Source organism: uncultured Kushneria sp., assembly GCF_947497025.1.
Taxonomy (GTDB): Bacteria; Pseudomonadota; Gammaproteobacteria; order Pseudomonadales; family Halomonadaceae; genus Kushneria.
Genome location: NZ_CANMFC010000001.1, coordinates 46311 through 69978, shown reverse-complemented (window position 1 = coordinate 69978; position 23668 = coordinate 46311). Strand labels below are relative to the sequence as shown.

The following is a 23668-nucleotide window of genomic DNA, read 5'->3' as shown; positions in this document are numbered from 1 at the left end:
GCGATTGGGCATGAACCTGCCACAAGCGCTATTGTCTTATTATCAGCCATTTTGATTCAGCCACTACCCGTGAGGAGTGTTTACATGGCAGATCAGAGTTATAACGCCGCCTGGCGCATGGCCGAAGAAATGAAGTCACGTGCCCGGGCCGCACAGCCCTCCCGGCAGCCCGGCGCCCTCAAGATGCTGGGTGCGTGGATGGTTTTTGGCATCCTGTTGATGCTGGGTAGCGTACTGGCCCTTTTCTTTATCCTGCTGGGGTGGGCCATGATGCCGCTGGTACGTCATCGCATGAAAAAGCAGGCAAACCGACAGGGTCATACCTGGCAGGGACAGACCGCTACTTCCGGGGGCCACAATACGCTGGAAGGTGAATACGAGATTCGCCGTGACCCGCACGCACAGCACCCCTGATCGCAATCCCTGTTCTTGCTGTTTAAAAAGCCGGCGCTGCCGGTTTTTTTATTGCCGGTTATCCTGTCTCGCCTCCCGGGCACTTGAATTTTCATTGCCACGCCCCTAAGTCATACGTAATAAGCCTGCTAATGATATGCTGACAGCAACGCTTTCCCGCAATTGACAGAGGTCATCATGTCCCTACTTGCCAACACCCGCCTGTCCGTCCTGGATCTGGCGCCCGTGCGTCAGGGCGGCACCATCGCCGAGACCTTTGACAATACGGTCACTCTGGCACGTCACGCCGAGGCGCTGGGCTATCACCGCTTCTGGCTGGCCGAACATCACAACGCCGCTGGTATCGCCAGCGCTGCCACCTCGGTACTGATCGGGCATGTCGCCAGTGCCACCTCGACCATCAGGGTTGGCTCCGGCGGTGTCATGTTGCCCAACCACCCCCCGCTGGTAGTGGCTGAACAGTTCGGCACCCTGGCCACGCTCTATCCCGATCGCATCGATCTGGGGCTGGGCCGCGCGCCCGGTACCGATGGCGCCACCATTGCCGCGCTGGGCCGCAACCCGCAAAGCGGTGTGAGCGATTTTCCCCAGCAGGTTGCAGAGCTCTCTCGCTATCTGGGCGATGAACAGCCCGGACAGCGTGTCAGCGCCTGGCCGGGCCAGGGCACCCATGTGCCGCTCTGGCTTTTGGGTTCCAGCGGCTATAGCGCCCAGCTTGCCGCACATCTGGGACTGCCGTTTGCCTTCGCCGGACAGTTTGCGCCGGGCTACATGATGGAAGCGCTGCGACTGTACCGCACGCAGTTTCAGCCCTCAGAGGTACTAAGTGAGCCCTACGCCATGGCCGGTATTCCACTGATCGCCGCTGACACCGATGAAGAGGCGCAGTATCAGGCCACTACCCAGCAGCAGAAATTCCTGTCGCTGATTCGGGGTCGCCGTATTCAGCTGGCACCGCCGGTGCGCGAGATGGACTGGAGTCCGCATGAGCAGGCCGCCATTTCCAACAATCTGGGGGCCTCCATTGTCGGTGGGCCGGACACCGTTCGTCGCGAACTCGAAGCCTTTATCGAGCGAACCGGGGTTAACGAGGTCATGATCAACTCGGACTTCTTCGAGCATGCCGACCGGCTGCGCAGCTACGAAATTCTCGCCGACATCCGGTCGGGCCGCCTGTAAGCGCCCCGACCGGACCAGCAGCGACAGCGGGTGTCAGACAGCCCTGTCTGATGCCCCTGATGGCTCCCTGCCCGCCAGCGCTCGATTGGTCACAAACACGATGACCGCGATTGCCGCCCCGGCAATGTCGGTCCAGACGCCCGGGAAGATCAGCATCAGTGCGCCCGCCAGTGACAGCACCCGCATCACGCTATTGACCCGTGTCCACAGATAGCCCTCGGCGGCCACTGCCAGCAGCGTCACCCCTGCCACGCTGGTGATCAGCACCATCGTGATATTGGCCAACGTGGAATCGATCATCAGCATTTCATGCGCAAACACGAACATGAAGGGCACCACAAATCCGGCAATGGCCAGCTTCATGGCCTGAAAACCGGTGGCATTGGGAGAACCACCGCTGATGCCCGCACCGGCATAGGCCGCCAGCGCCACCGGCGGTGTCAGGTTGGCAAAGATGCCGAAGTAGAAGACAAACATGTGCGCCACAAACACGGCCGTCTCATTGCTGCCCGAGAGTTCGCGAAACAGCGGCAGATTAAGCAGAATCGGCGCTGCCATGGTGCTGGTGATGATATAGGTCGGAATACTGGGCAGGCCCATCCCCAGCACGATGGAGGCCAGCATGGTCAAAAGCAGCGTGACCATCAGCTGCAGGGTCGGACTGGGAATCTGTGAGCCCAGTGCTACCACCGCATCGGCCGCTTCCAGTGCGATACCGGTCAGTGTGGCGACGCCCACGATGATGCCTACGGCCCCACAGGCCACGGCCACCGGAATGGCATTGCGAATTCCCCCTTCCATGGCGTCGACGCAGTCACGCGCGGTCATGGTTTCGGCAACGATTCCCTTTGTGGCCCGCAGCACATTGATGACTACCGGCACCACGATCACTGCCAGCAGCCACAGCCGCCCGGCGGTGATATCCGGGATGCCACGACCCATCACCAGCCCTTCCAGCTGGGGCTGAAAGATCAGCGCCAGAAGGATCAGCGACAAGCCGATCACCACGCGACGCGTGCCGCAGATCAGTACCGTGGCGCCAATCGACCAGAAGGCAGCGAAAAACGGTGCCCGCCCGTCAGCCAATAGCCAGATCAATACCGCCATGGGCACCAGCAGATGCCCGCGCTCGATCATGACCGCCCGTACCGGCGAGAGCTGATCACGCGGGATCCCCTTGAGACCGTTGCGCAGCGCACGCAGGTGCACCTGAATCAGCACACCCAGATAAAAGAGCAGCGCCGGGATGATGCCGGCCAGCATGACCTGGGTATAGGGCACTGACAGCACCTCGGCCATGATGAAGGCCGCCGCCCCCATGATGGGCGGCAGGATCTGCCCGCCGACACTGGCGGCCGCCTCCACCGCGCCGGCAAAGTTGGCCTTGTAGCCGGTCTTTTTCATCAAGGGGATGGTAAAGGCACCGGTCGTGACCACGTTGGCTATGGCCGAGCCGTTGATCGAGCCCAGAAACCCGCTGGCAATCACCGCCACCTTGGCCGGGCCGCCGCGGGAATGCCCCGCCACCGCCAGCGCCAGGTCGTTAAAGAGCTGACCAAGCCCCGACTTGCCCAGAAAGGCGCCAAAAAGAATGAACAGGATGATATAGCTGGCCGACACGGCAATCGCCGAGCCCAGCAGGCCTTCGGTGATGTAGACCAGATGCGACATCAGCTGACGACCAATCGCCATCAGAATATCGGGGTTGAGCTCGGGGTAAAACGACAGGCGCGCATAAATGCCATAGGCCAGAAAGGCCGTGGCCAAAAGTGTCAGCCCCCAGCCGGTCACGCGCCGGGTGGCGTCCAGCACCAGCAGGATGGCCACGATCCCGATCACCATATCCAGATCGGTAATGCGCCCGGCGGCCAGAATGATCCGCTGGGTGGAAAAAATCATGTAGATGCCGATACCAATGGCGACCAGCGCCAGAATCACATCGCGAACCGGTACCCGGTCACGCGCGCCCTTGCGGGTGAAGGGATAAAGCACAAAGGCCAGCGCCAGCAGCGTATACAGGTGAATACTGCGCTGCTGAATATCGATCAGCGGCCCGGCCGTTGAGGTGTAAAGATGGAAAATCGCCAGCAGTACGGCCAGAACGGAGACCACGCGGGCAAACAAGGTCGGCAGACTGTGGCGTATGGCACTCTCGCGGTCGTATTTTTCCAGCAGCGCCGGGTCCAGTGCAGCACTATCGTCCCCGCCTGCCAGATCACCGGTCAGCTCGGCGCCGTCACGCCTTTCACCCGGCGCATCCCGCCTATCCATTTTTGTGTTCATGCTGTTCTCTCGATACCGACCCGACGTCCTGATGGCCACGGGTCATTCGGTGCCACCAGGGGCGCCACAGGGCACCCATCACCAGCACAGGTGGCAACCGTTGTTGTTGGAAATGCAGAATCGGCGCCGGCCCAAGGGCGGCAAGATCGAAGCAGTGCCCGCCGTACTCCATACGATAGTGCTCGCGCGAGGCCGCCTGTATCAGCAGCGGATCCACCGGCCGATGAAGGTCATTCAGCACGACCCAGCCGTGCTCCAGACGACTGGCTCGACCGGTATCCGGCACACCGGCACCAAAGGTCTTGAAGCGGCTGCGCACCACATCAATGCCGCCATGGGACAGCTCGAAGGTTTCGATCCAGTCCTCAAGCTCGACCGAATGCTGCCAGCGTAGTGAAAACCGCGTGCCATCATCGCCGGAAAACACATAACGCCGCTCGTCGGCGCCTTTGGCATCAAGCTCGCTGACCACCAGCCAGGGCCGGGGCCAGCAAAGCACCAGCAGCAGTACCAGTCCATACAGCACCCACCAGCCGTGACGACGGGACACGTATTGGCTCAGGTGGCGTTGTTTTCGGTGGTTTCGTTCTCGGCAGCGTCACTGTCAACAGAACCACTCTCGGCGTGACTGCCCTGAGCACTGTCCTTGCGACTGTCGTAGTAGCGCTTTGCGCCGGGATGCACCGGCAGGACCAGATCCTGGTCCAGCGTATCGGTGCCCACTTCTCGCAGAGCCCCCACAGCGACCTGACCGGAGCCGAGATACTCATCAAAGCGATGAGCCAGATCTTCTGCCACATCGTCACGCATGCTGGCCGGCGCGATCAGAAGATTGCGGATGGCCACGGTATTGACCGGTTCGGAGAGGTCATAGCGTTCGGCAGCACCGGCAGGGATGGTGTAGCTCTGGTAGTAGGGATAATCCTCCATCAGCTTCTCCGCGGTATCGCCATCGATGTTGACGAACTTGATATCGCGGCTTTGCATCAGGCCGGTAATGTTGCTGTTGGGCACGCCCGAGGTGAAAAAGGCAGCGTCCAGATTGCCGTTGCTCATTTCGGTCACGCTGTCGGCATAGCCGGTATGACTGACGCGCCCCAGATCATCGTAATCAAGACCGGCTGCCGCCAGTGCAATCTTGGCGCTGGCTTCCACGCCCGAGCCGACCTGGCCGACACCGATGCGCTTGCCGGCCATGTCCGCAATGCTGTTGATGCCACTGTTATCCAGCGCCACGACCTGGACCACGTTGGGATACAGTCCGGCGATCGCCGTGATGTCCGCGGGGTTGTTTTCAAACTGATTCTGACCGTTGACCGCATCATAGGCCACATCGCTCATAACGATCGCCAGCTGATTCAGCCCGTCCTGAATGTTTTGGATGTTTTGTACCGAGGCCCCCGTGGAGACGACCTGGACGTTGCTGACGACCGGACTGGCTTCAAGCACGGACTTCAGCGCGCCACCCAGCGCGTAGTAGGCCCCCGAGGTCCCGCCGGTCCCGAATACCAGCTGAACCGGATCCGCCGTGGCATCACTGCTGCCGTTCTGGCTGTCGGTACTGTCCTGCTGGGCATTTGCACCACTTTCACTTTCAGCCTTCTGGCTGTCGCTGTCATCGCTGCAACCGCCCAGCATCAGCAGTGCCAGTGAGGCTGCTATCAGTCCGCTTTTATAATTCATGGTGCCATCCCCTGATTCATTGGTATTCGTGCGCCCTTGTCGATCAGGCGCTGTCATGCGAGGTCAATGTATACAGGGGCAATGTCGTAACACAATGTACCTGATGCCCGAGAGGCGTCAGGCATGACATCCATTGGTCGTATTGAAAAATCGGCAGGCGTTGTTCCTTTCATTTCAGTGCTGACTGAAGTGCCCGGCAAAGCCATTGATCAGAGCGGCCAGCGCCTGAGGCATTTCCATCGGCAGCAGATGGCCGTGATCAGGGATGACCTCAAGGCGCGGCGCGGCGAACTGTCCCAGCACCAGATCTCTTTGCGTCTGCGGCGGTAACGAGGGGTCCTGATCGCCCACGACAATCAGTGTCGGATAGTCCAGCACACCGACATCCCTTGAGAAATCCTCCAGACTGCCGTGGCGCGGCCAGGCCTGCCAGGCCTCGGGTGAGGCACGCATGGCATCGTCCACGGCGTCACGATAGCGCGCGGGAGAAATGTTCTGTGCGATGGCGCCATCAATGAAGGCCTCGGCCTGGGCACGACTGTGATCAAAGGTTTGCTGAAACTCGCGCTCCTCGTCGCTGACCGGCTGCGGACAGGCCGGTGCCGGGGCAACCAGCACCATCGACACCAGCCATCGGGGCTTTCTGGCCGCCAGCACCATGGCCACCTTGCCGGAAAAGGAGTGGCCGATCAGCACCACCCGCTCAAGCCCCAGCGCCTCGATGGTCTGCTCGACCTGATCCGCCATGGCGCAGGTATCAAACCCTTCACGGTCTGCCGCGTCGCCAAACCCGGGCAGGTCCAGCGCAATGCAGCGATGTTCCGGTCCCAGATGCTCGATGACCTCGAGCCATTCCCGATGTGAATTGCCGAAAAAGTGCATCATGACCAGTGCAGTCTCGCTCTGACCCCGATCGATCAATGGCAGCATGTTGTCTCCCTGACTCAGGCGTTGAACATTTGCGTTGAGCATAGCTGGCCGCATCGCATGTGACAGAGAGATGTGCCAGCGAGGGATTGTCGAGGACGGCGCAGGCATGTCTATACTGATGCTTATGTCCGACAAACTCCGGTGATGCCGGCCCCTTCGCCGAACGGCTATAGAGGATACATGCCCATGAATGCCAGCGGTTACATTGTCGCCAGTGACAGCGCCATCATTGGCGTTGGAGAGACCATCAAGGAGGCTGCCCGCCAGGCGCTTGAATGGAGTGATGATTACGATGGCGTCGAGGCGCTGATCGAGGACATGGAAGGCGATCTTGAAAAGGCGCACGAGGAAGATGGCAAGCCCTACCTGCGTCGCGCCACCGCCGCCCTCATTGACGCCGTGGAGAAAGGTGGTACGCCGGAGCAGTGGACCATCATTGACAATATTGCCTGTACTGCCGAAGAAGCCATCGAGCACAACAGCTAACGCAAGTCCCCTTCCCCTCTTTTTCGATAATGCGCTAGAGCAGTCGCCAAATGCCCGGCAGGCCGCCCAGCCATTTTTGAGCACGGGCCAGCAGACTGCCGGGCTCCTTCATCAATCGATGTGCCTTGTGGTTTTCATCCACGGTCAGCCAGGAAAGCTGACCCTGGTCATCGCGTTCAACCCTGAAGCTGCTGGCCGGACTCAGGGCCCGCTCGATCACCCCATCAAGCTCCGCCGCCAGCCCCTCATGCTCCACTCGCAGACCCATTTCGTTGTTCCACCAGGTGGAGCGTGGATCGATATTGAACGAGCCGATAAAGAGTTTTTTGTCATCCATGACCATGGCCTTGCCGTGCAGGCTGGAAGCCATGATGCCGAAATGGTGTTTACGGCGTCGGCGCGGCCTGTGGCCGTGTCGCAGCTCATGCATGCGCGCGCCCTTTTTCAGAAAGCGTGCCCGCCAGGGCGCGTAGCCGCCGTTGACCACCGGCGTGTCATTGGCCTGCAGGGAGTTGGTCAATACGGTCACGCCCACCCCCTTTTCCAGCAGCGCTTCAATATCGATCACGTCGCGCTCACTGGGCACAAAATAGGCCGAGACAATCTTTATATGCGTTTGCGTGTCGGCCACCATCGCCCCGATGGCAGGCCCCATGATCATCTCGCGAGGCGGGTACCCTGGCTGACATGGCTTGTCGGGGTGGTCCCAGTAAAGCTCACCATCCGCCTGAACCAGCTCACCAAGCCCGTCTTCCAGCGCGCGCTGTTCACCGTGATGGATGGACAAAAAGGCAGAATCTGCCAGCTCCTCGCCGGCCAGCTGTTGTTTGAGCGTTTCGCGCAGGGCCTGCCAGTCATGATCCGGCGCCTTCGGCATCAGCGACGTCAGGGTGCTGACACAGCGGCCATGCCAGTACTGACGGAAGCATTCACGCATCTGCTCGGCCACGCGGCCGCCGGCCACCAGCATGTCGAGATCGGCGAAATTGTATTCGCTTTTGGTGATGAAATAGTCATCGCTGAGGTTGCGCCCCCCCGCGATACCCACCATGCCATCCACCAGCCAGAGCTTGTTGTGCATGCGTCGATGCGAACGGCGAATGGTCAGCGCCATGGCCAGTCGATGGCTCCAGGTGTAGCGCCGCCAGAAGGTCACCGGGTTGAACAGACGCACTTCGATATTGGGATGGGTCTGCATGGCACGCAGCATGCACTGCACGCTGATGGCGCTCATGTCATCCACCAGCATCCTGATCCGAATGCCGCGTTCGGCCGCGGCCAGAAGCTCGGCCATCAACACCCGGGTCGTGGTGCCGTCCTCAAGGAGATAGCTCAGGCTGTCGATGCTGTGTTCAGCGTAACGTGCCAGGTGGGCACGGACTTCGAAGGCGTCAAGGCCGTCGGACATCAGGCGCATGCCGCTGCTGCCGTTGGACGCCTGGCCATGCTGTTTCGCCCAGCGTCTCAGGGCACCGGCACACATATCATTGGTCATGAAAGGACTCATGGTCGCGACGCTTCAGCGACCGATTGCGGTAATAACGACGCAGCAGAGCAGCGTAAAGCGCTGCCACGAGCATGGCGACCAGGACAAGGCCCTGGGACGGACGTTTGAGATGCTCAGGCAACAGGGTCTCAAAGAGCACGATCAGAATAAAGCCGATCGCCTGGGCCGAAATGGCCACGATACGTGGCGTATCACGATGGCGAGCGCGTCTGGCGCGGGAATCGGGCATGAAAATCACCGGCAACAACATGGATCAACAAGCATGACCGGACACGCCGGCCTGTCAAATTCTAACGCATGATGGAAAAAACGAATGGATCTCCTCGATAGTGCCACGCTCTTTTTGTCCCCGGCACCGCTGGCCGTGGCCTGTGCCACGGTGACACTACTGACGGCCCATCTCATCAGCCCTTCAGCGCGGGCCACGACGACAGCCTGGGCACTGGGCGCCCTGATCTGCTGGCCGATCGGCGCCGCGCTTTGGGCATGGCTTGCCGGCAACTGGTCCCCTGAGCTTTCGTGGCAGGCACAACTCCGGCAGACCAGGTTCGACCCCGCCGGCGGACTGATCGCCCTGCTGACATGGACACTGTGGTTCTGCCGCCAGTGCCCTGAACTGCGCAACAGGCTGTGCCTTCTTCTCATGATGGCCAGCGGTCTCTGGTGGGGATTGGAGCAGTGGCGATCGGATCTGCAAACGCCTCTCCCCGTCACCCTGCCAGCGATGACGCTCGAGTCGCTCGAGGGCCATTCGGTGACGCCGGCCAGGACAGAATCTGCCCATTACCTTCTACTGTGGCGCAGCGACTGCAGCCTCTGTCGGCAGTGGCTTCAACGACTGGCCGAGCAGCCCGCTGAACATCGCCCGGATCTGACACTGGTCAATCAGGGCGAACCGCTTCTGGTCGTGCTTCGCTATCTGGATCAGCATCCTGACCAGCGGCTCGACCTTGAGGATGCGTCATTGCTGCTGGATGCGCGGCAGCACCTGTTGGCCCTGATCCGTCACGAGCACCTGCCGGTACTGCTGCATGTGGCGCCGGACAATACCCTGGCACGCGTGCATGATCTGTCGGTGATAACCGCCGCCACCCCCTGATGGCAGTAACACATGCTCACATCAGTGCCCCGGACGCCTTCTCTTTTGGTTAAGATAGGCACCCTTTTCAAGGGTCATGGCTGACGGCGGACCGAACCAGTGACCCACGACAGTTCATCTCCAGTCGATGACCGATTCAAATCTGTACCCGCGCGCCCGTGAGGCGACATCTTCGAGGCATCATGAGCAATTTTATTTCCGGTCAACGCTTCATCAGTGACGGCGAAACCGAGCTGGGCCTTGGCACCATACTGAACTGCGATGCGCGCAGCGTGACCGTTTTGTTTGCCGCCAGCGATGAAACCCGTACCTACAGCGTGCGCGAAGCGCCCCTGACCCGTGTGGTGTTCGGTCGCGGCGACCGCATTGATACCGATGATGGCCAGGTCCTGCTGGTCAGCGAGCTGCGCGATGAAGGCGGCCGTATCATCTACATCGGTCAGGACAGCAACGGCGAGCGCGAGCTTCCTGAATCCCGCATCAGTGATCGCATGCAGTTTCACCAGGCTCGCGACCGTCTGCTGACCGGCCAGATCGATCGCAATGACGCCTTCAACCTGCGCTACCGCAGCCTTCAGCACCTTGCGCGCGTCGAGCGCCATCCCGGCTTTGGTCTGTCCGGCCCGCGTATCGACCTGATCCCGCATCAGCTCCACATCGCCGATGACATCGCCAGCCGCCGCCTGCCGCGCGTGCTGCTGGCCGACGAAGTCGGTCTGGGCAAGACCATCGAGGCCGGTCTGGTGCTGCATCGCATGCTGCTGACCGGCCGCGTCGAGCGCGCCCTGATTCTGGTCCCGGACAGTCTGACGCATCAGTGGCTGGTCGAGCTGCTGCGCCGTTTCTCCATCGAAGTCACGCTGCTGGATGAACAGCAAAGCCAGGCCCGTGGCAGCGATGGCAACCCGTTTGAATCCGCGCAGCTGGTGCTGGCCAGCCAGCAATGGCTGTTTGCCAGCCCCGAGCGCCAGAGCCAGGCACAGGCCTGCGCCTGGGACCTGCTGATCGTGGATGAAGCCCAGCACCTTGAGTGGGACCCGGAAAACGGTGGCGATACCGGCTATCAGTGCGTGGAAGCGCTGGCCACCCAGCGCACCGGACTGCTGCTGTTGAGCGCCACGCCGGAGCAGATGGGCGATGTCAGCCACTTTGCCCGTCTGCGTCTGCTCGACCCCGAGCGCTACCACGACATTGACGCCTTTAGAGCCGAACAGCGCGGTCACGCGACGCTTGCCGAGGCGCTCGAAGCTCTTGAGCACCTGCCTGCCGAGGCGCAGCACCATGACGCGCTGCACCGTATCGTCGAAGACGATGCGCAGGCGCTCGCTCTGCTGGAGAACCTGATGAAGGCCGGGGTTGATGAACAGCCCTCGCTGCGCGAATCGCTACGGCGCGTCCTGCTCGACCGCTATGGCATCGGCCGGGTCATGTTCCGCAACAGCCGCCGCCATGTCAGCGGCTTTCCGGTGCGCCGCCTGCACGTCAGCGAGCTGGAAAACCCGGGTGCCTATCGCCGCATCGAGCAGCGCATCAGCCGCGACGAGGACTATCTGGACAGTCTCCTGATCGAGACCGGGCCGGATTATCCGGAGATCCTGCTTTACCCCGAGGCCACCTTCGAGGCGCGCCGGCAGGATACCCAGGAGGATGAGCGCTGGTGGCGCGTGGATCCGCGCATGGCCTGGCTGCGTGAATGGCTCAAGGGCCACCCCGGCGAAAAGGCGCTTCTGATCTGCCACTACGGCGAAACCGCCCGGGAGCTGGCCGCCGGCCTGCAGGTGCTGACCGGGCTGCATGTGCCGGTCTTTCACGAAAACATGACACTGATCGAGCGGGATCGCGCCGCGGCCGCCTTTGCCGAGGCCGAAGATGGCAGCCCGCTGCTGATCTGCTCTGAAATCGGCTCCGAAGGTCGCAACTTCCAGTTCTGCCACCATCTGATCCTGTTTGATCTGCCGCCGCATCCTGATCAACTGGAACAGCGCATCGGACGTCTGGACCGTATCGGCCAGCAGCACGACGTCGAGATTCATCTGCCGATCATGACCGGCAGCCCGACCGGGGCACTGCTGCGCTGGTATCAGGAAGCGCTGGCGGCCTTTGAAGCGCCCAGCGGTCTGGGCAGTGTGGTCAGCGATGCCCATGGCGATGCGCTGTTTGATGCCCTGCTGGATAGAGAAGCGCTGGACGAGGTCATCGAAGCGTCCCGCACGCTGGCCGTCCGGACACGCCAGGAGCGGGAAGCCGGTCGCGACCGTCTGCTCGCCTGGAGCTCGTTTGACGCAGGCCATGCCAATGACATGATCGAAGCCGTACAGTCGCTGGATGATGATGCCACGCTGGATCGCTATCTCGATCAGGCGCTGGACGTCTTTGGCATCGACACCCGGGAAACGGATGAAGGCCTGACCTATCTACACCCGGGATCGCACATGGTGGACGGCATGCCCGGTCTGATCCGCGGCGAAGAGGGCTTCACCGCCACCCGGTCACGCCAGCGCGCGCTGGCCCGCGACGATCTTCAGCGGCTCTCCTGGGAGCACCCGCTGGTACGCGAGATGCTCTCCCGGGCCACCAATGACAGCATGGGCAATACGGCGCTGGCGCTGCTGGCCCACCCCGCCATCCCGGGCGGACGCTTCATGCTGGAGGCGATCTTTCGCACGCGTACCAGCGCGCCGAAGGCGCTGCACGTCAATCGCTTCTTCCCACCGGCTACCGTGCGCGTGCTGCTCGATGAGTCAGGACAGGTACTGTCCGACAAGGTCTCCTTCGGCGGGCTGGCGAAGAATCTGCGTCACGTCAAAAAAGGGGTTGCCCGAAACCTGGTGCGAGAGCGCCAGCAGCAGCTGCGCGAGCTGTTTGATCAGGCCGAGCAACAGGCCGAGGCAGAACTGCCGGCGCTGGTGAATCAGGCCAGAGCGCAAATGGCCACCCAGCTGGAAGGTGAAATCGATCGACTGGAGGCGCTGGCACAGCGCAACCCGGACGTGCGTGCCGAGGAGATCGAGATGCTGCGTCACGAGCGTGCAGCCCTGGATGACGCCATTGCCGGCACCCGTCTGCAGCTGGATGCCGTGCGTGTGATCGTGACCGTCGATCCGCAGTAAGCGGGCTGCCGATCAAACGGTCATATCGCGCCGCTCAGGCGGCGCGATGTTCGATGGCGATCAGCGCCTTTTCAAGGGTGGGATATTCAAAGCGGAATCCGGCCGCTTCAAGCCTTGTCGGCAGCATCCGGGCCCCGGTCAGCAGCAGCTGCGACATCTCCCCCAGTGCCAGCGATACCACGCGTCCCGGCATCACAAAGGGCGCCGGCCGATGCAGGCTGGCCGCCAGCGTGCGGGTAAATTCCGCGTTGGTCACAGGCTGGGGTGCCCCGGCATTCCAGGCGCCCTGAATATCCTCATGCTTGAGCAGAAAATCGATAATGCGCACGAGATCATGGCGATGAACCCAAGGCATGTATTGCTGTCCCTTGCCAAGCCGACCGCCTACCCCCAGGCGGAACATGGGCCGCATGGGCTTGAGCATGCCGCCATCGCGGTCCAGCACCAGGCCAATCCGGAGACAGGCCACCTGCATCTGATCCGAGGCCAGCTGTAACGCAGCCTCTTCCCACTCTCGACAGAGCCTGTGGGCAAATTCGTCATGAGGCGGGGTCTGCTCGGTCACCTCTCGACTGCCCTGATCACCGTAGTAGCCCATTGCCGAGCCCGAGATCAGTCGTTTGGGTGGTTGATCCAGCCGCTGACACAGCTCACCCACATCCCGAGTGGCCTTGAGACGAGAGGCAATCAGCTTTTTCTTCTGGGCCTCGCTCCAGCGACGATTGAAAATGGGCTCACCGGCCAGATTAACCACCGCATCCACTGACTGGTCAGCAAAATCGACTGCCGCGGCGCGTGCCATGACAGGCACACCGATGGCGGCATGGGCCTTGTTCGGCTGACGGGAAACGACCATCAGCGTATGGCCCTGTTCATGCCAGTACTGACACAGCGCCTGCCCGACAAAGCCGGTTGCTCCGGTGATTACTATATTCACATCACTCTCCCCTGATCCGGCACATGACAATCGCAGGAATTCGCCATGACCATTGGTCATTCTGCAAAATCTGTTGAGAACCGTTTTTAACGTCAACGCCCTTTTGGTACATATAACGTACAAGATTTATCCGGACAGCGCCCGGCACCCCGAAGATGTCGGGGGCCTTTCCCCTTCAGACAATTTGAGGCTTTCGTGGACTTCTTGCACAATATAGCCGTTGTCGGCGCCGGCATGGCCGGGCTGGCTGCTGCACGCGCACTGCAGCAGGCGGGAAGGAGTGTACAAATTTTTGACAAGGGCCGCCGTCCCGGCGGGCGAATGTCATCACGCTGCAACGCGCACGGCCTGTTCGATCTGGGCGCCCAGTATTTCACGGTGCGTGACCCCGACTTTGCGAAGGTCATCACACACTGCGAAAAGCTGGGTGTTGTGGCACGGTGGCCGGACCTCATGGCCTGTCATGTCGACGGTCAATGGCAGTCACGGCACCCCGAACATCCCAGATACTCAGGGGTGCCCTCCATGGCAGCCCTGACCGATGCACTGGCCGAATCGCTGGAAATACACCAGCAGGTACGCATCACGTCGATAACGCGCACAGGTTCGACCTGGAGACTGGAGGATCAGAACGGTCGGCTCTGGTCAGGGTTTGATCATGTCATCGTGGCCATCCCGGCACCTCAGGCAGCGCAGCTTCTGCACGAGGTCGCGACATCGCTGCTGCCCCTGCCCGGGATGTCCTCCTGCTGGAGTACCTGGGTGCGGTTCGAGGACACTCTGGCCATGCCGGAAGGCATCGATACCTGGCAGGGCGCTTTTCTGAAGACATCACCGATGCTGCGCTGGGCCGCACGCAACCAGACTCGCCCCGGGCAGCATGGAGGTGAACGCATCACGCTTCTGGCCAATGATGACTGGTCTGACAGACACCTTGAAGCCGACCCCGACCAGGTGGCTGATGAAATGATCGAGGCCTTTCGGCAGTGCTACCCCGTACCGCTGCCGGCGGTTAAAGCGCAGGGCGCCCATCGGTGGCGATATGCCCAGCCTCGCCGGCCGACAGAACACACCGCAGGCTATCTTGTCGACATGTCAAAGGGGCTATCCCTTTGCGGCGACTGGTGCATCGATGGCCGCGTCGAGGCGGCCTGGCAATCGGGCAACCGACTGGCACAGGCGCTTTGCCGCGCATGAAGACGCCCGCCGCCAGCGTGACCGGCCAATTCAACATTTTGATGATTCAGGAATGATACTGACATGACAACTGCACTGATCGTACTGGCCCATGGCTCCACGGACAGCCGCTGGCAGGCGCCTTTCGAAACACTGGAACAGCGCCTCAAGGAACGCATGACAACGCCGGTTCGACTGGCCTATATGGAACTCTGTGAGCCGCTGATCGAAAACGTGGTCGCAGAGCTGCACGCCGAGGGGTTTAACAATATCGATATCCTGCCACTCTTTTTTGCCGCAGGACGCCACCTGCGCGAGGACGTGCCGAAACAGCTGGACGCCCTGCATCAGGAACACCCTGAGCTTTCGCTGACCCTTCTGGACCCGGTGGGCCAGCATCCATCGTTTGCAGATGTGGTCGTTTCAATCGTTGCGGAGAACCAGCGTGACAGCAGTTGTACACAGTGAAGTTTGACGTACAACACCTGTGCAAATACTGCTACACTCTTGCTATACACAGGTTAAATTTATTTGTTCGACCATGATGGCCAACGCCATCATGCATGCAGGTCGAATAGCTCATTTTCGCAACGTGGGTTGTTCCAAAGGCATCCACGTTCCTGTTAGCAGGAACTGCGAAGGAGGCTCTCTTTACCATGACTGAGAAAGTGGCAAGTGCTGTAGGCGGACCGCTCTACCCCATAAGAGAGGTGTCGCGCCTGACCGGTGTCAATTCGGTAACGCTGCGTGCATGGGAGCGCCGTTACGGATTGATTCAGCCAAGACGTACCCCCAAAGGGCATCGCCTTTATGCTCGCGAAGACATCGAGCGGGTCGAGCGTATCCTGCAGTGGCTGAATCGGGGCGTTCCGGTCAGCCAGGTAGGAGAACTGCTGGATCAGGCTTCAAACGATACACCGGCGTCGAAGGATAGCGACCAGGTATCTTCCTCTGGAGAAGCGTCATCGGATCATGACTGGGAAGGTCAACACCTTGAGGTCATTGACGCTGTTGCCGAGTTTGATACCAACCGCCTCGAGAATCTTTTTACTCGAAGCATGGGTCTGTACCCAGTCAACACGGCCATTGCGCGTCTCTGGCAACCTGTTGTGGAACGTCTTGAGACTGACTGGGCAGATCACGCCACTCCCATGGCACAGCGATGTTTTCTGGAATCATTTTTAAGAACCCGGCTGGGCCTGCGGCTCTATCATGGCAACCATGAAAATACCGAGCCACGTATTTTGATGAGCTATCTTCCGGGCGGCTGCGGTGCACTCTGGCAGCTTCTGTTTGCCTTCACTGTCAGCAGCGCCGGTTTTTACATTACCCTGTTTGATGGCTCCGTTCCCGTCGGTGAACTTATTGAAGCCGCCCGACGCAAGGATGCCAGAACCATCGTTCTTTCCGGCGCCATGGAAGCCGATATCGAAGGGCTTCGCCGCCAGCTTTCACAAGCATCCTACCAGGGCATGCTGCCCATTCGTGTTGCAGGCTCCATTACGCGGCAGCTGCGTGAGACGAATGAGGAAAACCTGAGCGCACTGGACAGCGACCCGGCCCGAGCGATCGCCCAACTGAGACTGGCCACCGCTCGTCATGGCTGATATCGATAATGTCATGGATTGACTGCGACCCGCCTTACGGCGGGTTGCTTGCGAAAGGAACCGGCAAATGGGTAGCAAGCGCCAGCTGGTCTGGTTTAGAACCGACCTGAGATGTGAAGACAATACTGCCCTTTACCATGCAGCGCAGCGTGGGCCCGTGATCGGAGTGATCTGCTGGACCCCGCAGCAGTGGCGACAGCATGGGCACGGTGACAACAAGCTCGCTTTCTGGCGGCGCGGAGTTGAAGTGCTGTCAGAGCATCTGAAAAGCCTCAATATTCCTCTGAAGATCATCAGTGCCGAGCACTTTGACACCCTGCCCGAGCAGCTTCTTGAGCTGGCGCTGGCGCTCGATTGTGAGGCCGTGCACTTTAACGATGAATATGGCCTCAATGAACGACGTCGCGACCGGCAGGTCAGCGAGCAGTTTCATCGAAGCGATCTGGACACTCATCGCTATACCGACCAGATCGCCTTCACGCCAGGCGAGCTTTTGACTGGCGATGGGCGCTACTACAGCGTCTTTACACCCTTTTATAAAGCCTGGCTCAAGAATATCGGGTCCGACCAGCTTCAGCAGTTTGATGCGCCCAGGGCACAGACTGCCCTGGACGATGTTGCAGGCGACGCTATTCCCGAACTTGATACTGGCAGTGCCGTCATCGATGCCGATGACTGGCCTGCCGGAGAAGAGGCTGCACAGGACCGACTGGCGCGTTTTCTGCAAAAAAGAGCGCATCACTACGACAGCGGGCGCGACTTTCCGGCCATGACGGCGACCAGCGGTCTATCGGCCTGGCTGGCGCTGGGCATGATTTCCTGGCGCCAGTGCATCAACGCTGCAGCGGCCAGAAATGGCGGGCATCTGGGTGACGGTGACAGTAATCTACAAAGCTGGATCAGCGAGATTATCTGGCGCGAATTTTATCAGCATGTGCTGGTCGGTTTCCCCCGTGTCAACTGCCACCAGCCCTTTCAGGAACACACGAAGGCTCTGGTCTGGCGTGACAGCGATGAAGACTTTCAACGCTGGTGCGACGGCAACACCGGTTATCCTCTGGTGGATGCGGCCATGCGCCAGCTGATCACGACCGGCTGGATGCATAATCGCCTGCGAATGGTGACCGCCATGTTTCTCAGCAAACATCTGCTGATAGACTGGCGACGCGGCGAAGCGTTTTTTCTACAGCATCTTGTGGATGGTGAACTGGGCGCCAACAACGGTGGCTGGCAGTGGGCGGCCTCCACGGGGACGGATGCATCACCCTATTTTCGCATCTTTAATCCAACCACCCAGTCCAGACGCTTTGACCCGGAAGGCCTATTTATTGCAGAGTTTGTGCCCGAACTGGCAAACGTTGCCGCAAAAAAGCGTCATGCGCCTGATGCCGCCACCTGTCAGCAGACCGGTTATCCGGCTCCCATGGTGGATCATCGCGCGGCGCGTCAACGAGCGCTGGAAGCCTTCAAGGCACTAAGTTAAACGTAGCTGAAGAGTGACGCCAAGGCTGCAGGCCTGCCTACAGGCGCTGGCGTGCATTTCGCCACCTCTATCAGTAAACTAGGCGCGCTCCCCTCCCCGGGAGTACCTATTCCTTTGATTTCCGGAACATGTCAGTGACCACGCAACACTCCTTTAACCGTGATCAGCTGCTTGCATGCAGTCAGGGTGAGCTTTTCGGCCCTGGAAATGCACAGCTGCCGGCACCGAACATGCTGATGCTGGATCGCATCACCAACATTCAGGAAGCGGGTGGCAAATACGGCAAGGGCGAGCTGATCGCTGAGCTGGATATTAGCCCTGACCTCTGGTTTTTCCAGTGTCACTTCCCGGGTGATCCTGTCATGCCCGGCTGCCTGGGCCTTGACGCCATGTGGCAGCTGGTAGGTTTCCATCTGGGCTGGCTGGGCAATCCCGGCCGCGGCCGCGCCCTTGGATGTGGCGAGGTCAAGTTCTCCGGACAGATTCTTCCGGACGCCGAGAAGGTCACCTATCATATCCACATCAAACGGGTGATCACGCGCCGCCTGATCCTGGGCATCGCCGATGGCGTACTGTCCGTGGATGGCCGCGATATTTACGAAGCCAACGATCTGCGCGTTGGCCTGTTCACCTCCACTGCGAATTTCTGATGGGGAGGCTCCCATGCGACGAGTGGTAGTCACTGGCCTGGGCATTGTCTCCTGCCTGGGCAACGATCAGCATCAGGTACTTCAATCTCTCAAGGAAGGCCGTTCCGGCATTCGCTTTCGCGAAGAGTATGTCGAGCGCGGAATGCGAAGCCATGTTGCCGGTGTTGTAGACATCGACCTGGATGCTCTGGTCGATCGCAAGCAGCGCCGCTTCATGGGTGATGCGGCCGCCTATGCCTATGTCTCCATGCAGCAGGCCATCGAGGATGCCGGGCTTGCACCCGAAGACGTGTCCAACGTGCGCACCGGCCTGATTGCAGGTTCGGGTGGCGCTTCTTCTGCCAATCAGGTTGAAGCCGCCGATATCCTGCGTGAAAAGGGGTTGCGTCGGGTCGGACCCTATCGGGTAACCCGCACCATGGGCAGCACCGTATCAGCATGTCTGGCCACCCCCTTTGGCATCAAGGGCATCAACTACTCCATCTCTTCTGCCTGCGCGACCTCGGCGCACTGTATCGGCAGTGCCGTCGAACAGATCCAGCTGGGCAAGCAGGATATCGTCTTTGCCGGCGGTGGCGAGGAAGAGCACTGGACCCTGTCCTGCCTGTTTGATGCCATGGGTGCGCTGTCCACCAGCTATAACGATTGCCCTGAAAAGGCCTCTCGCGCCTATGACACTGCCCGCGACGGCTTCGTCATCGCCGGTGGTGGTGCCATGCTGGTACTCGAAGAACTTGAGCATGCCAAAGCGCGCGGTGCCAAAATTTATGCCGAGGTCGTGGGCTACGGGGCTAATTCCGATGGTCACGATATGGTCGCGCCCTCCGGTGAAGGCGGCGCTCGCTGCATGCAGCAGGCAATGGCCACCGTCAAGGGTGATATTGACTATATCAATACGCATGGCACCTCGACGCCGGTAGGCGATATGTGCGAGATCAAGGCCCTGCGTGATGTCTTTGGTGACAGGGTGCCCGCAATCTCCTCGACCAAGTCGCTGACCGGACATTCCCTGGGTGCAACCGGCGCACAGGAAGCCATCTACTCGCTTCTCATGATGCAAAACGATTTCATCTGCGCGTCAGCCAATATTGATGAGGTCGATCCGCAAGCCAGTGATCTGGATATCGTGACCAGTCGTCGTGACGGTGTACGCCTTGACCGGGTGCTGTCCAACAGCTTCGGATTCGGTGGGACCAATGCCTGCCTGATCTTTCAGCGAATGACCGACCCGTCGACCTGATCGCTGCAGCATCGACACAAAAAGGGCGCCCACAGGGGCGCCCTTTTTCATGTCTTTAGAGATTCATTTTCTTGCTCCCTGCCGCTGCCCGGCCTCTACAAGGCGCTGGCAGAGGCCTCTTCCACGGCAGGCCTGGGCACGCTTGAAATACGTGAGAGCTGCTGCTCGATCCACTGCTCGACCTCCCAGGTCACCTCATCCGGCCTGCGCCCCCTGGTCGCAATGGGCTCACCAATCACGACATTAATCTGCCCGGGTGTTTTGATCAGACCCTTGCCTGGCCAGTGCTCACCGGCGTTATGAGCCACCGGCAGTATCGGTACCCCTGCCCGGCAGGCCATATGCACACCGCTTTTGTTGAAACGGCGGCGTTCTCCAGGGGGAACCCGGGTACCTTCGGGAAACAGCAGCACGGAAAGTCCGGATTCCAGTCGAGCGGCACCTTCACTCAAGACCATTCTGAGCGCCCGTGATGGCTTTGACCGATCCAGAGGAATGGGTCTGAGCATCCTTAGCGCCCAACCGAAAACAGGGATTTTCAGCAGTTCCTGTTTAAGTACCGTACACATGGGCGATTTGATGGTCTGAAGAAAAAGGGTTTCCCATTCGCTTTGATGGTTGGACAACAGGACGCAGGGCGTGTCCGGAACGTGATCACGACCTTCCACACGATAGCGTACGCCACAGCAGAGGCTGAACCAGAACACGATAAAGTGATTATAAAGATTCAGGACGCGAAACCGGCCGTTGAGCGGTAGAAAAAAGGCCAGCGGCACCAGGGTAACCGCGCTGACAAGAATGGCCATCAGATAGCCGGTATAAAACAAAAGACTGCGTAGCGCCTTCACGGCCCCTTCTCCTCGTCAAAGCGTATCTGACACCACTGTTCGAGCATGGCATCCAGCGCCAGCCGCCAGGGCTTTTGATGCACGCCAAAGGTCTCAAGCATCTGACGACAGTTGAGTACGCGTCGCAGCGGCTGATCATGATGATGATGCAAGGGCTGAATCTCGCCGAGTGTCAGATCGATATGTCTTCTGGCCAGCTGAATTTCCAGCTGGTGGCGCACGACGCCATGGAAGGTATAAAGACTGACCGGCTCAACACCGGCAAGATGATAGGTCCCCCAGGCATTGGCGCCTGAAAACTGCTGGGCCAGAATGCCAATCATGGCACGTGCCACGGCCTGCACGGGCGTTGGACAGATAATCTCGTCTTCTGCGGCTCGCAGGGGCCTCCCCTCCACCAGAGCGTCCAATAGCTCTGCAAGCCATGCATTGTGCCCTTCCAGCGCCATCAGCGGCCCGGTACGCACGATAAAGTGTTCGGTCAGGGTCGATCGAATTCGATTGCCTGTTTCCAGCAGACGCTGCAGGCCTTCATCGCGAGGCGAAGGCAGCACACTCTCCTCGATGGGCATGTCCAGGCCGGCTTCAAAGACCTGATCGCTGACCAACCAGACCAGCGGCACCCCATGGACATGACAGGCAGTCATGACAGCACCGACCTGATCGACATGCTCAACAATCTCGGCGTAGTCGACACTGGCTGGATCCAGTAATGGCGGAAAAATGACGGCATCCGGTGCCCGGGCCTTCAAATGTGATAGGGAGCACTGGCGGGAACGTTCAATGATCAGCTCAACATCGCTTCGCGAGTCGCTTTCATCGATGAGCGCCCGACCAAGACAGTGATCGGCATCAAGCAGTAATAGTTTCATTGATTTTGCGGCCCGACAGAAAATGACGTCACTCTTGGCGGGCAGTGACGCGGCAGGCCCGACACTTTACAAAAAAAACCCATGGGTTGCACTGCCCCTGCCCCGCTCCGCGCCGCCGGATCCGCCGCAGCGGACAGATGATAATCGTCTATGATCAGTCAGAGTCTCTGTAACGTTCACCAGCCAAGAAGCCTGCCTGCATGACAAGAGAAGCCACCACCGTGACACGCCATCGCAGCGGCAAGGGATTTACCTATCGCGACGAAGGCGGACGGACCCTGAAGGACCGCCAGTGGCGAGCGTGGATCAAAAGCCTTGCCGTGCCCCCGGCCTGGCGCGACGTGGCCATTACCCTTGACCGGGAGGCACGCATTCATGCGACAGGAAGAGACGATGCCGGGCGCAAGCAATATATCTACAACAGCGAGTGGCGAGAGCAGCGTGAACGGATGAAATTTGATCGCATCGTCGACTTCGCTCAGCGACTCTCGACCATGCGACGCATTACCGGCCAACACATGGCACGCGAAGGCATGCCACGAGAGAAGGTGCTGGCCTGCATGGTCAGGCTTCTGGATACCGCCTATTTTCGCCCCGGCAACGACAGCTATAGCGAGCAGAACGACTCCTATGGGCTGACCACCATGCGCTCACGCCATCTCACCATCAACGGCGATGAGCTGATTTTCGACTATCAGGGCAAGAGTGGCCAACAACAGCACAAGGTAGTCGAGGATGAAAAACTGGCACAAATTGTCGGAGAACTCGACGATATCCCCGGCTACGAAATCTTCAAGTATTTTGATGATGACGGGCGCAAGGTACGGGTCGATAGCCACGATCTCAATGACTACATTCACGACGTCATGGGAGAGCGCTTCAGTGCCAAGGACTTTCGCACCTGGGCCGGCACTTCCATCGCAGCACTGGCGCTGGACGAGCTGGGTATCGGCGATGGTGACGATGTCAGCCAGCAATATATTCGTGAAGCGGTCGAGCGCGTGGCCACACGACTGGGCAATACACCCAGCATTGCTCGCGCAAGCTATATTGATCCACGTGTCATCGAAAGCTATCTGGATGGCCGGTTACTGCGACATTTTCTGGAGCAGATCGAAGAAGCCCTTGATCAGGATGACCTGACAGGCCCCGAAGAGCGCGCCATTTTGAAGCTTCTTCAGGCCCGACTGAAACAGGAGCACTAAACATCATATGAAAAGACCCGCCGGATGGCGGGTCTGGTAAGGCACACTGAATCCCGATGTCTAGAACGGAATCTCGTCATCGAAATCATCGAAACTGCCAGGGTTGGGCGCGCCGCCACCCTGATTCTGACCACCCTGCTGATTGCCCTGGCCACCCTGCTGAGAGCCTTGCCCATGGCTGTTCTGGCCCTGACCGTAGCCACCCTGATTCTGGCCACCCGAGGGACTGTTCTGGCGGGTGCCGCCGCCCTGTTGGTCGTAACCACCACCCTGCTGGCCATAGCCACCGCCGCCCTGACCGCCGAAGTCGCCGCCCTGAGCACCGCTACGGCTGTCCAGCATCTGCATGTCATTGGCCACGATTTCAGTCGAGTAACGGTCCTGCCCGTCCTGTCCCTGCCACTTGCGGGTCTGCAGACGTCCCTCGATATAGAGCCGAGAGCCCTTCTTGACATACTGCTGCGCAATTTCGGCCAGCTTGTTGAACATCACAACGCTGTGCCACTCGGTGCGCTCCTGACGCTGACCACTCTGACGGTCAGTCCAGTTGTCAGTAGTGGCCAGACGCAGATTGCAGACAGGACTGCCGGAGGGCAGAAAACGTACTTCCGGATCCTGACCCAGATTACCGATCAGTATGACCTTGTTTACCCCACGGGCCATGTTTCTCTCCAGTGCCGGCTGGCATGTTTAAACGAATGGACTGCCAGGGACATTGCCTTGACATGATCGTCTATAATAACTGTATGGATATTCACTGCAATGCAGGCCTTGCCACACATATCGTGGAACGAACCAAAGCAGCGCTTCAAGCGGCTACTTTTTACGTGCCCTGATGGGCACCTGCCCCGGTATGGTGTGCTGTCACCATTTTACCGGGCCCCGCATCACATGGAAAACGCTGTGCACTGCATTTTGCGCCTCGCTTTCAACTCCTTCTATAGTGTCTTTCCGACGCC

The 23668-nt window shown here is 59.8% G+C and carries 22 protein-coding genes; 12 read left to right on the top strand and 10 right to left on the bottom strand.

What is annotated here, in order from left to right:
• Positions 1-84 precede the first annotated feature (84 nt).
• Both Q0931_RS00390 and Q0931_RS00385 read left to right on the top strand, forming a co-directional pair.
• A complete protein-coding gene (locus tag Q0931_RS00390) occupies positions 85-414 on the top strand; it encodes a hypothetical protein (protein ID WP_299256136.1) in 330 nt (109 codons plus the stop codon).
• 177 nt (positions 415-591) lie between these two features.
• Positions 592-1593, top strand: a complete 1002-nt coding sequence (locus Q0931_RS00385; RefSeq protein ID WP_299256134.1) for an LLM class flavin-dependent oxidoreductase — start codon at positions 592-594, stop codon at positions 1591-1593.
• A gap of 33 nt (positions 1594-1626) precedes the next feature.
• Here the strand turns inward: Q0931_RS00385 and Q0931_RS00380 are convergent, their stop codons facing one another.
• From Q0931_RS00380 to Q0931_RS00365, 4 genes are all read right to left on the bottom strand, one after another.
• Complete coding sequence (locus tag Q0931_RS00380) at positions 1627-3876, bottom strand: TRAP transporter permease (RefSeq protein ID WP_299256132.1); 2250 nt, start codon at positions 3874-3876, stop codon at positions 1627-1629.
• A complete protein-coding gene (locus tag Q0931_RS00375) occupies positions 3857-4426 on the bottom strand; it encodes a DUF1850 domain-containing protein (protein ID WP_299256130.1) in 570 nt (189 codons plus the stop codon). The genes Q0931_RS00380 and Q0931_RS00375 overlap by 20 nt, the downstream gene beginning before the upstream one ends.
• 8 nt (positions 4427-4434) lie before the next feature.
• Positions 4435-5559 carry a TAXI family TRAP transporter solute-binding subunit gene (locus Q0931_RS00370; protein WP_299256128.1) on the bottom strand — a complete coding sequence of 375 codons (1125 nt, stop codon included), beginning with the start codon at positions 5557-5559 and terminating at the stop codon, positions 4435-4437.
• Between the two features lie 174 nt (positions 5560-5733).
• Positions 5734-6489 (bottom strand): alpha/beta fold hydrolase, encoded by a 756-nt coding sequence (locus Q0931_RS00365; protein WP_299256126.1) that lies wholly within the window; start codon positions 6487-6489, stop codon positions 5734-5736.
• A 180-nt stretch (positions 6490-6669) separates the two neighbouring features.
• Between Q0931_RS00365 and Q0931_RS00360 the strand changes: the two genes are divergently transcribed.
• Positions 6670-6975 carry a hypothetical protein gene (locus tag Q0931_RS00360; protein ID WP_299256124.1) on the top strand — a complete coding sequence of 102 codons (306 nt, stop codon included), beginning with the start codon at positions 6670-6672 and terminating at the stop codon, positions 6973-6975.
• Between the two features lie 34 nt (positions 6976-7009).
• Here the strand turns inward: Q0931_RS00360 and Q0931_RS00355 are convergent, their stop codons facing one another.
• Positions 7010-8470 carry a phosphatidylserine/phosphatidylglycerophosphate/cardiolipin synthase family protein gene (locus Q0931_RS00355; protein WP_299256122.1) on the bottom strand — a complete coding sequence of 487 codons (1461 nt, stop codon included), beginning with the start codon at positions 8468-8470 and terminating at the stop codon, positions 7010-7012.
• On the bottom strand, positions 8460-8711 hold the full coding sequence (locus tag Q0931_RS00350) for a hypothetical protein (RefSeq protein WP_299256120.1): 252 nt from the start codon (positions 8709-8711) through the stop codon (positions 8460-8462). The genes Q0931_RS00355 and Q0931_RS00350 overlap by 11 nt, the downstream gene beginning before the upstream one ends.
• Before the next feature lie 84 nt (positions 8712-8795).
• Here Q0931_RS00350 and Q0931_RS00345 point away from each other — a divergent pair, with 84 nt between their 5' ends.
• Both Q0931_RS00345 and rapA read left to right on the top strand, forming a co-directional pair.
• Positions 8796-9581: a hypothetical protein gene (locus tag Q0931_RS00345; RefSeq protein WP_299256118.1), complete on the top strand. Its 786-nt coding sequence runs from the start codon at positions 8796-8798 to the stop codon at positions 9579-9581.
• A gap of 182 nt (positions 9582-9763) precedes the next feature.
• Complete coding sequence (rapA, locus tag Q0931_RS00340; RefSeq protein WP_299256116.1) at positions 9764-12691, top strand: RNA polymerase-associated protein RapA; 2928 nt, start codon at positions 9764-9766, stop codon at positions 12689-12691.
• Positions 12692-12725: 34 nt separating this feature from the next.
• Here the strand turns inward: rapA and Q0931_RS00335 are convergent, their stop codons facing one another.
• Positions 12726-13628, bottom strand: a complete 903-nt coding sequence (locus Q0931_RS00335) for a TIGR01777 family oxidoreductase (RefSeq protein ID WP_299256114.1) — start codon at positions 13626-13628, stop codon at positions 12726-12728.
• 195 nt (positions 13629-13823) lie between these two features.
• Between Q0931_RS00335 and Q0931_RS00330 the strand changes: the two genes are divergently transcribed.
• From Q0931_RS00330 to fabB, 6 genes are all read left to right on the top strand, one after another.
• Entirely contained in the window at positions 13824-14825 is a 1002-nt protein-coding gene (locus Q0931_RS00330) for an FAD-dependent oxidoreductase (protein WP_299256112.1), read from the top strand.
• Positions 14826-14888: 63 nt separating this feature from the next.
• Entirely contained in the window at positions 14889-15272 is a 384-nt protein-coding gene (locus Q0931_RS00325; RefSeq protein ID WP_299256109.1) for a CbiX/SirB N-terminal domain-containing protein, read from the top strand.
• Between the two features lie 188 nt (positions 15273-15460).
• Positions 15461-16411 (top strand): MerR family transcriptional regulator, encoded by a 951-nt coding sequence (locus Q0931_RS00320; RefSeq protein WP_299256108.1) that lies wholly within the window; start codon positions 15461-15463, stop codon positions 16409-16411.
• Positions 16412-16478: 67 nt separating this feature from the next.
• A complete protein-coding gene (gene phrB / locus Q0931_RS00315; RefSeq protein WP_299256106.1) occupies positions 16479-17894 on the top strand; it encodes a deoxyribodipyrimidine photo-lyase in 1416 nt (471 codons plus the stop codon).
• 134 nt (positions 17895-18028) lie between these two features.
• Complete coding sequence (fabA, locus tag Q0931_RS00310; RefSeq protein ID WP_108843371.1) at positions 18029-18544, top strand: 3-hydroxyacyl-[acyl-carrier-protein] dehydratase FabA; 516 nt, start codon at positions 18029-18031, stop codon at positions 18542-18544.
• A 13-nt stretch (positions 18545-18557) separates the two neighbouring features.
• Positions 18558-19784, top strand: a complete 1227-nt coding sequence (gene fabB / locus Q0931_RS00305; protein WP_299256103.1) for a beta-ketoacyl-ACP synthase I — start codon at positions 18558-18560, stop codon at positions 19782-19784.
• Between the two features lie 95 nt (positions 19785-19879).
• Here the strand turns inward: fabB and Q0931_RS00300 are convergent, their stop codons facing one another.
• Both Q0931_RS00300 and Q0931_RS00295 read right to left on the bottom strand, forming a co-directional pair.
• Positions 19880-20632, bottom strand: coding sequence for a 1-acyl-sn-glycerol-3-phosphate acyltransferase (locus tag Q0931_RS00300; protein WP_299256101.1), 753 nt, complete (start codon positions 20630-20632; stop codon positions 19880-19882).
• Entirely contained in the window at positions 20629-21504 is an 876-nt protein-coding gene (locus Q0931_RS00295) for a sugar nucleotide-binding protein (protein WP_299256099.1), read from the bottom strand. The genes Q0931_RS00300 and Q0931_RS00295 overlap by 4 nt, the downstream gene beginning before the upstream one ends.
• 200 nt (positions 21505-21704) lie before the next feature.
• Here Q0931_RS00295 and Q0931_RS00290 point away from each other — a divergent pair, with 200 nt between their 5' ends.
• On the top strand, positions 21705-22709 hold the full coding sequence (locus Q0931_RS00290; protein ID WP_299256097.1) for a DNA topoisomerase IB: 1005 nt from the start codon (positions 21705-21707) through the stop codon (positions 22707-22709).
• Between the two features lie 60 nt (positions 22710-22769).
• Here Q0931_RS00290 and ssb read toward each other — a convergent pair whose 3' ends face one another.
• Positions 22770-23372 carry a single-stranded DNA-binding protein gene (ssb, locus tag Q0931_RS00285; RefSeq protein WP_299256095.1) on the bottom strand — a complete coding sequence of 201 codons (603 nt, stop codon included), beginning with the start codon at positions 23370-23372 and terminating at the stop codon, positions 22770-22772.
• Positions 23373-23668: the final 296 nt, after the last annotated feature.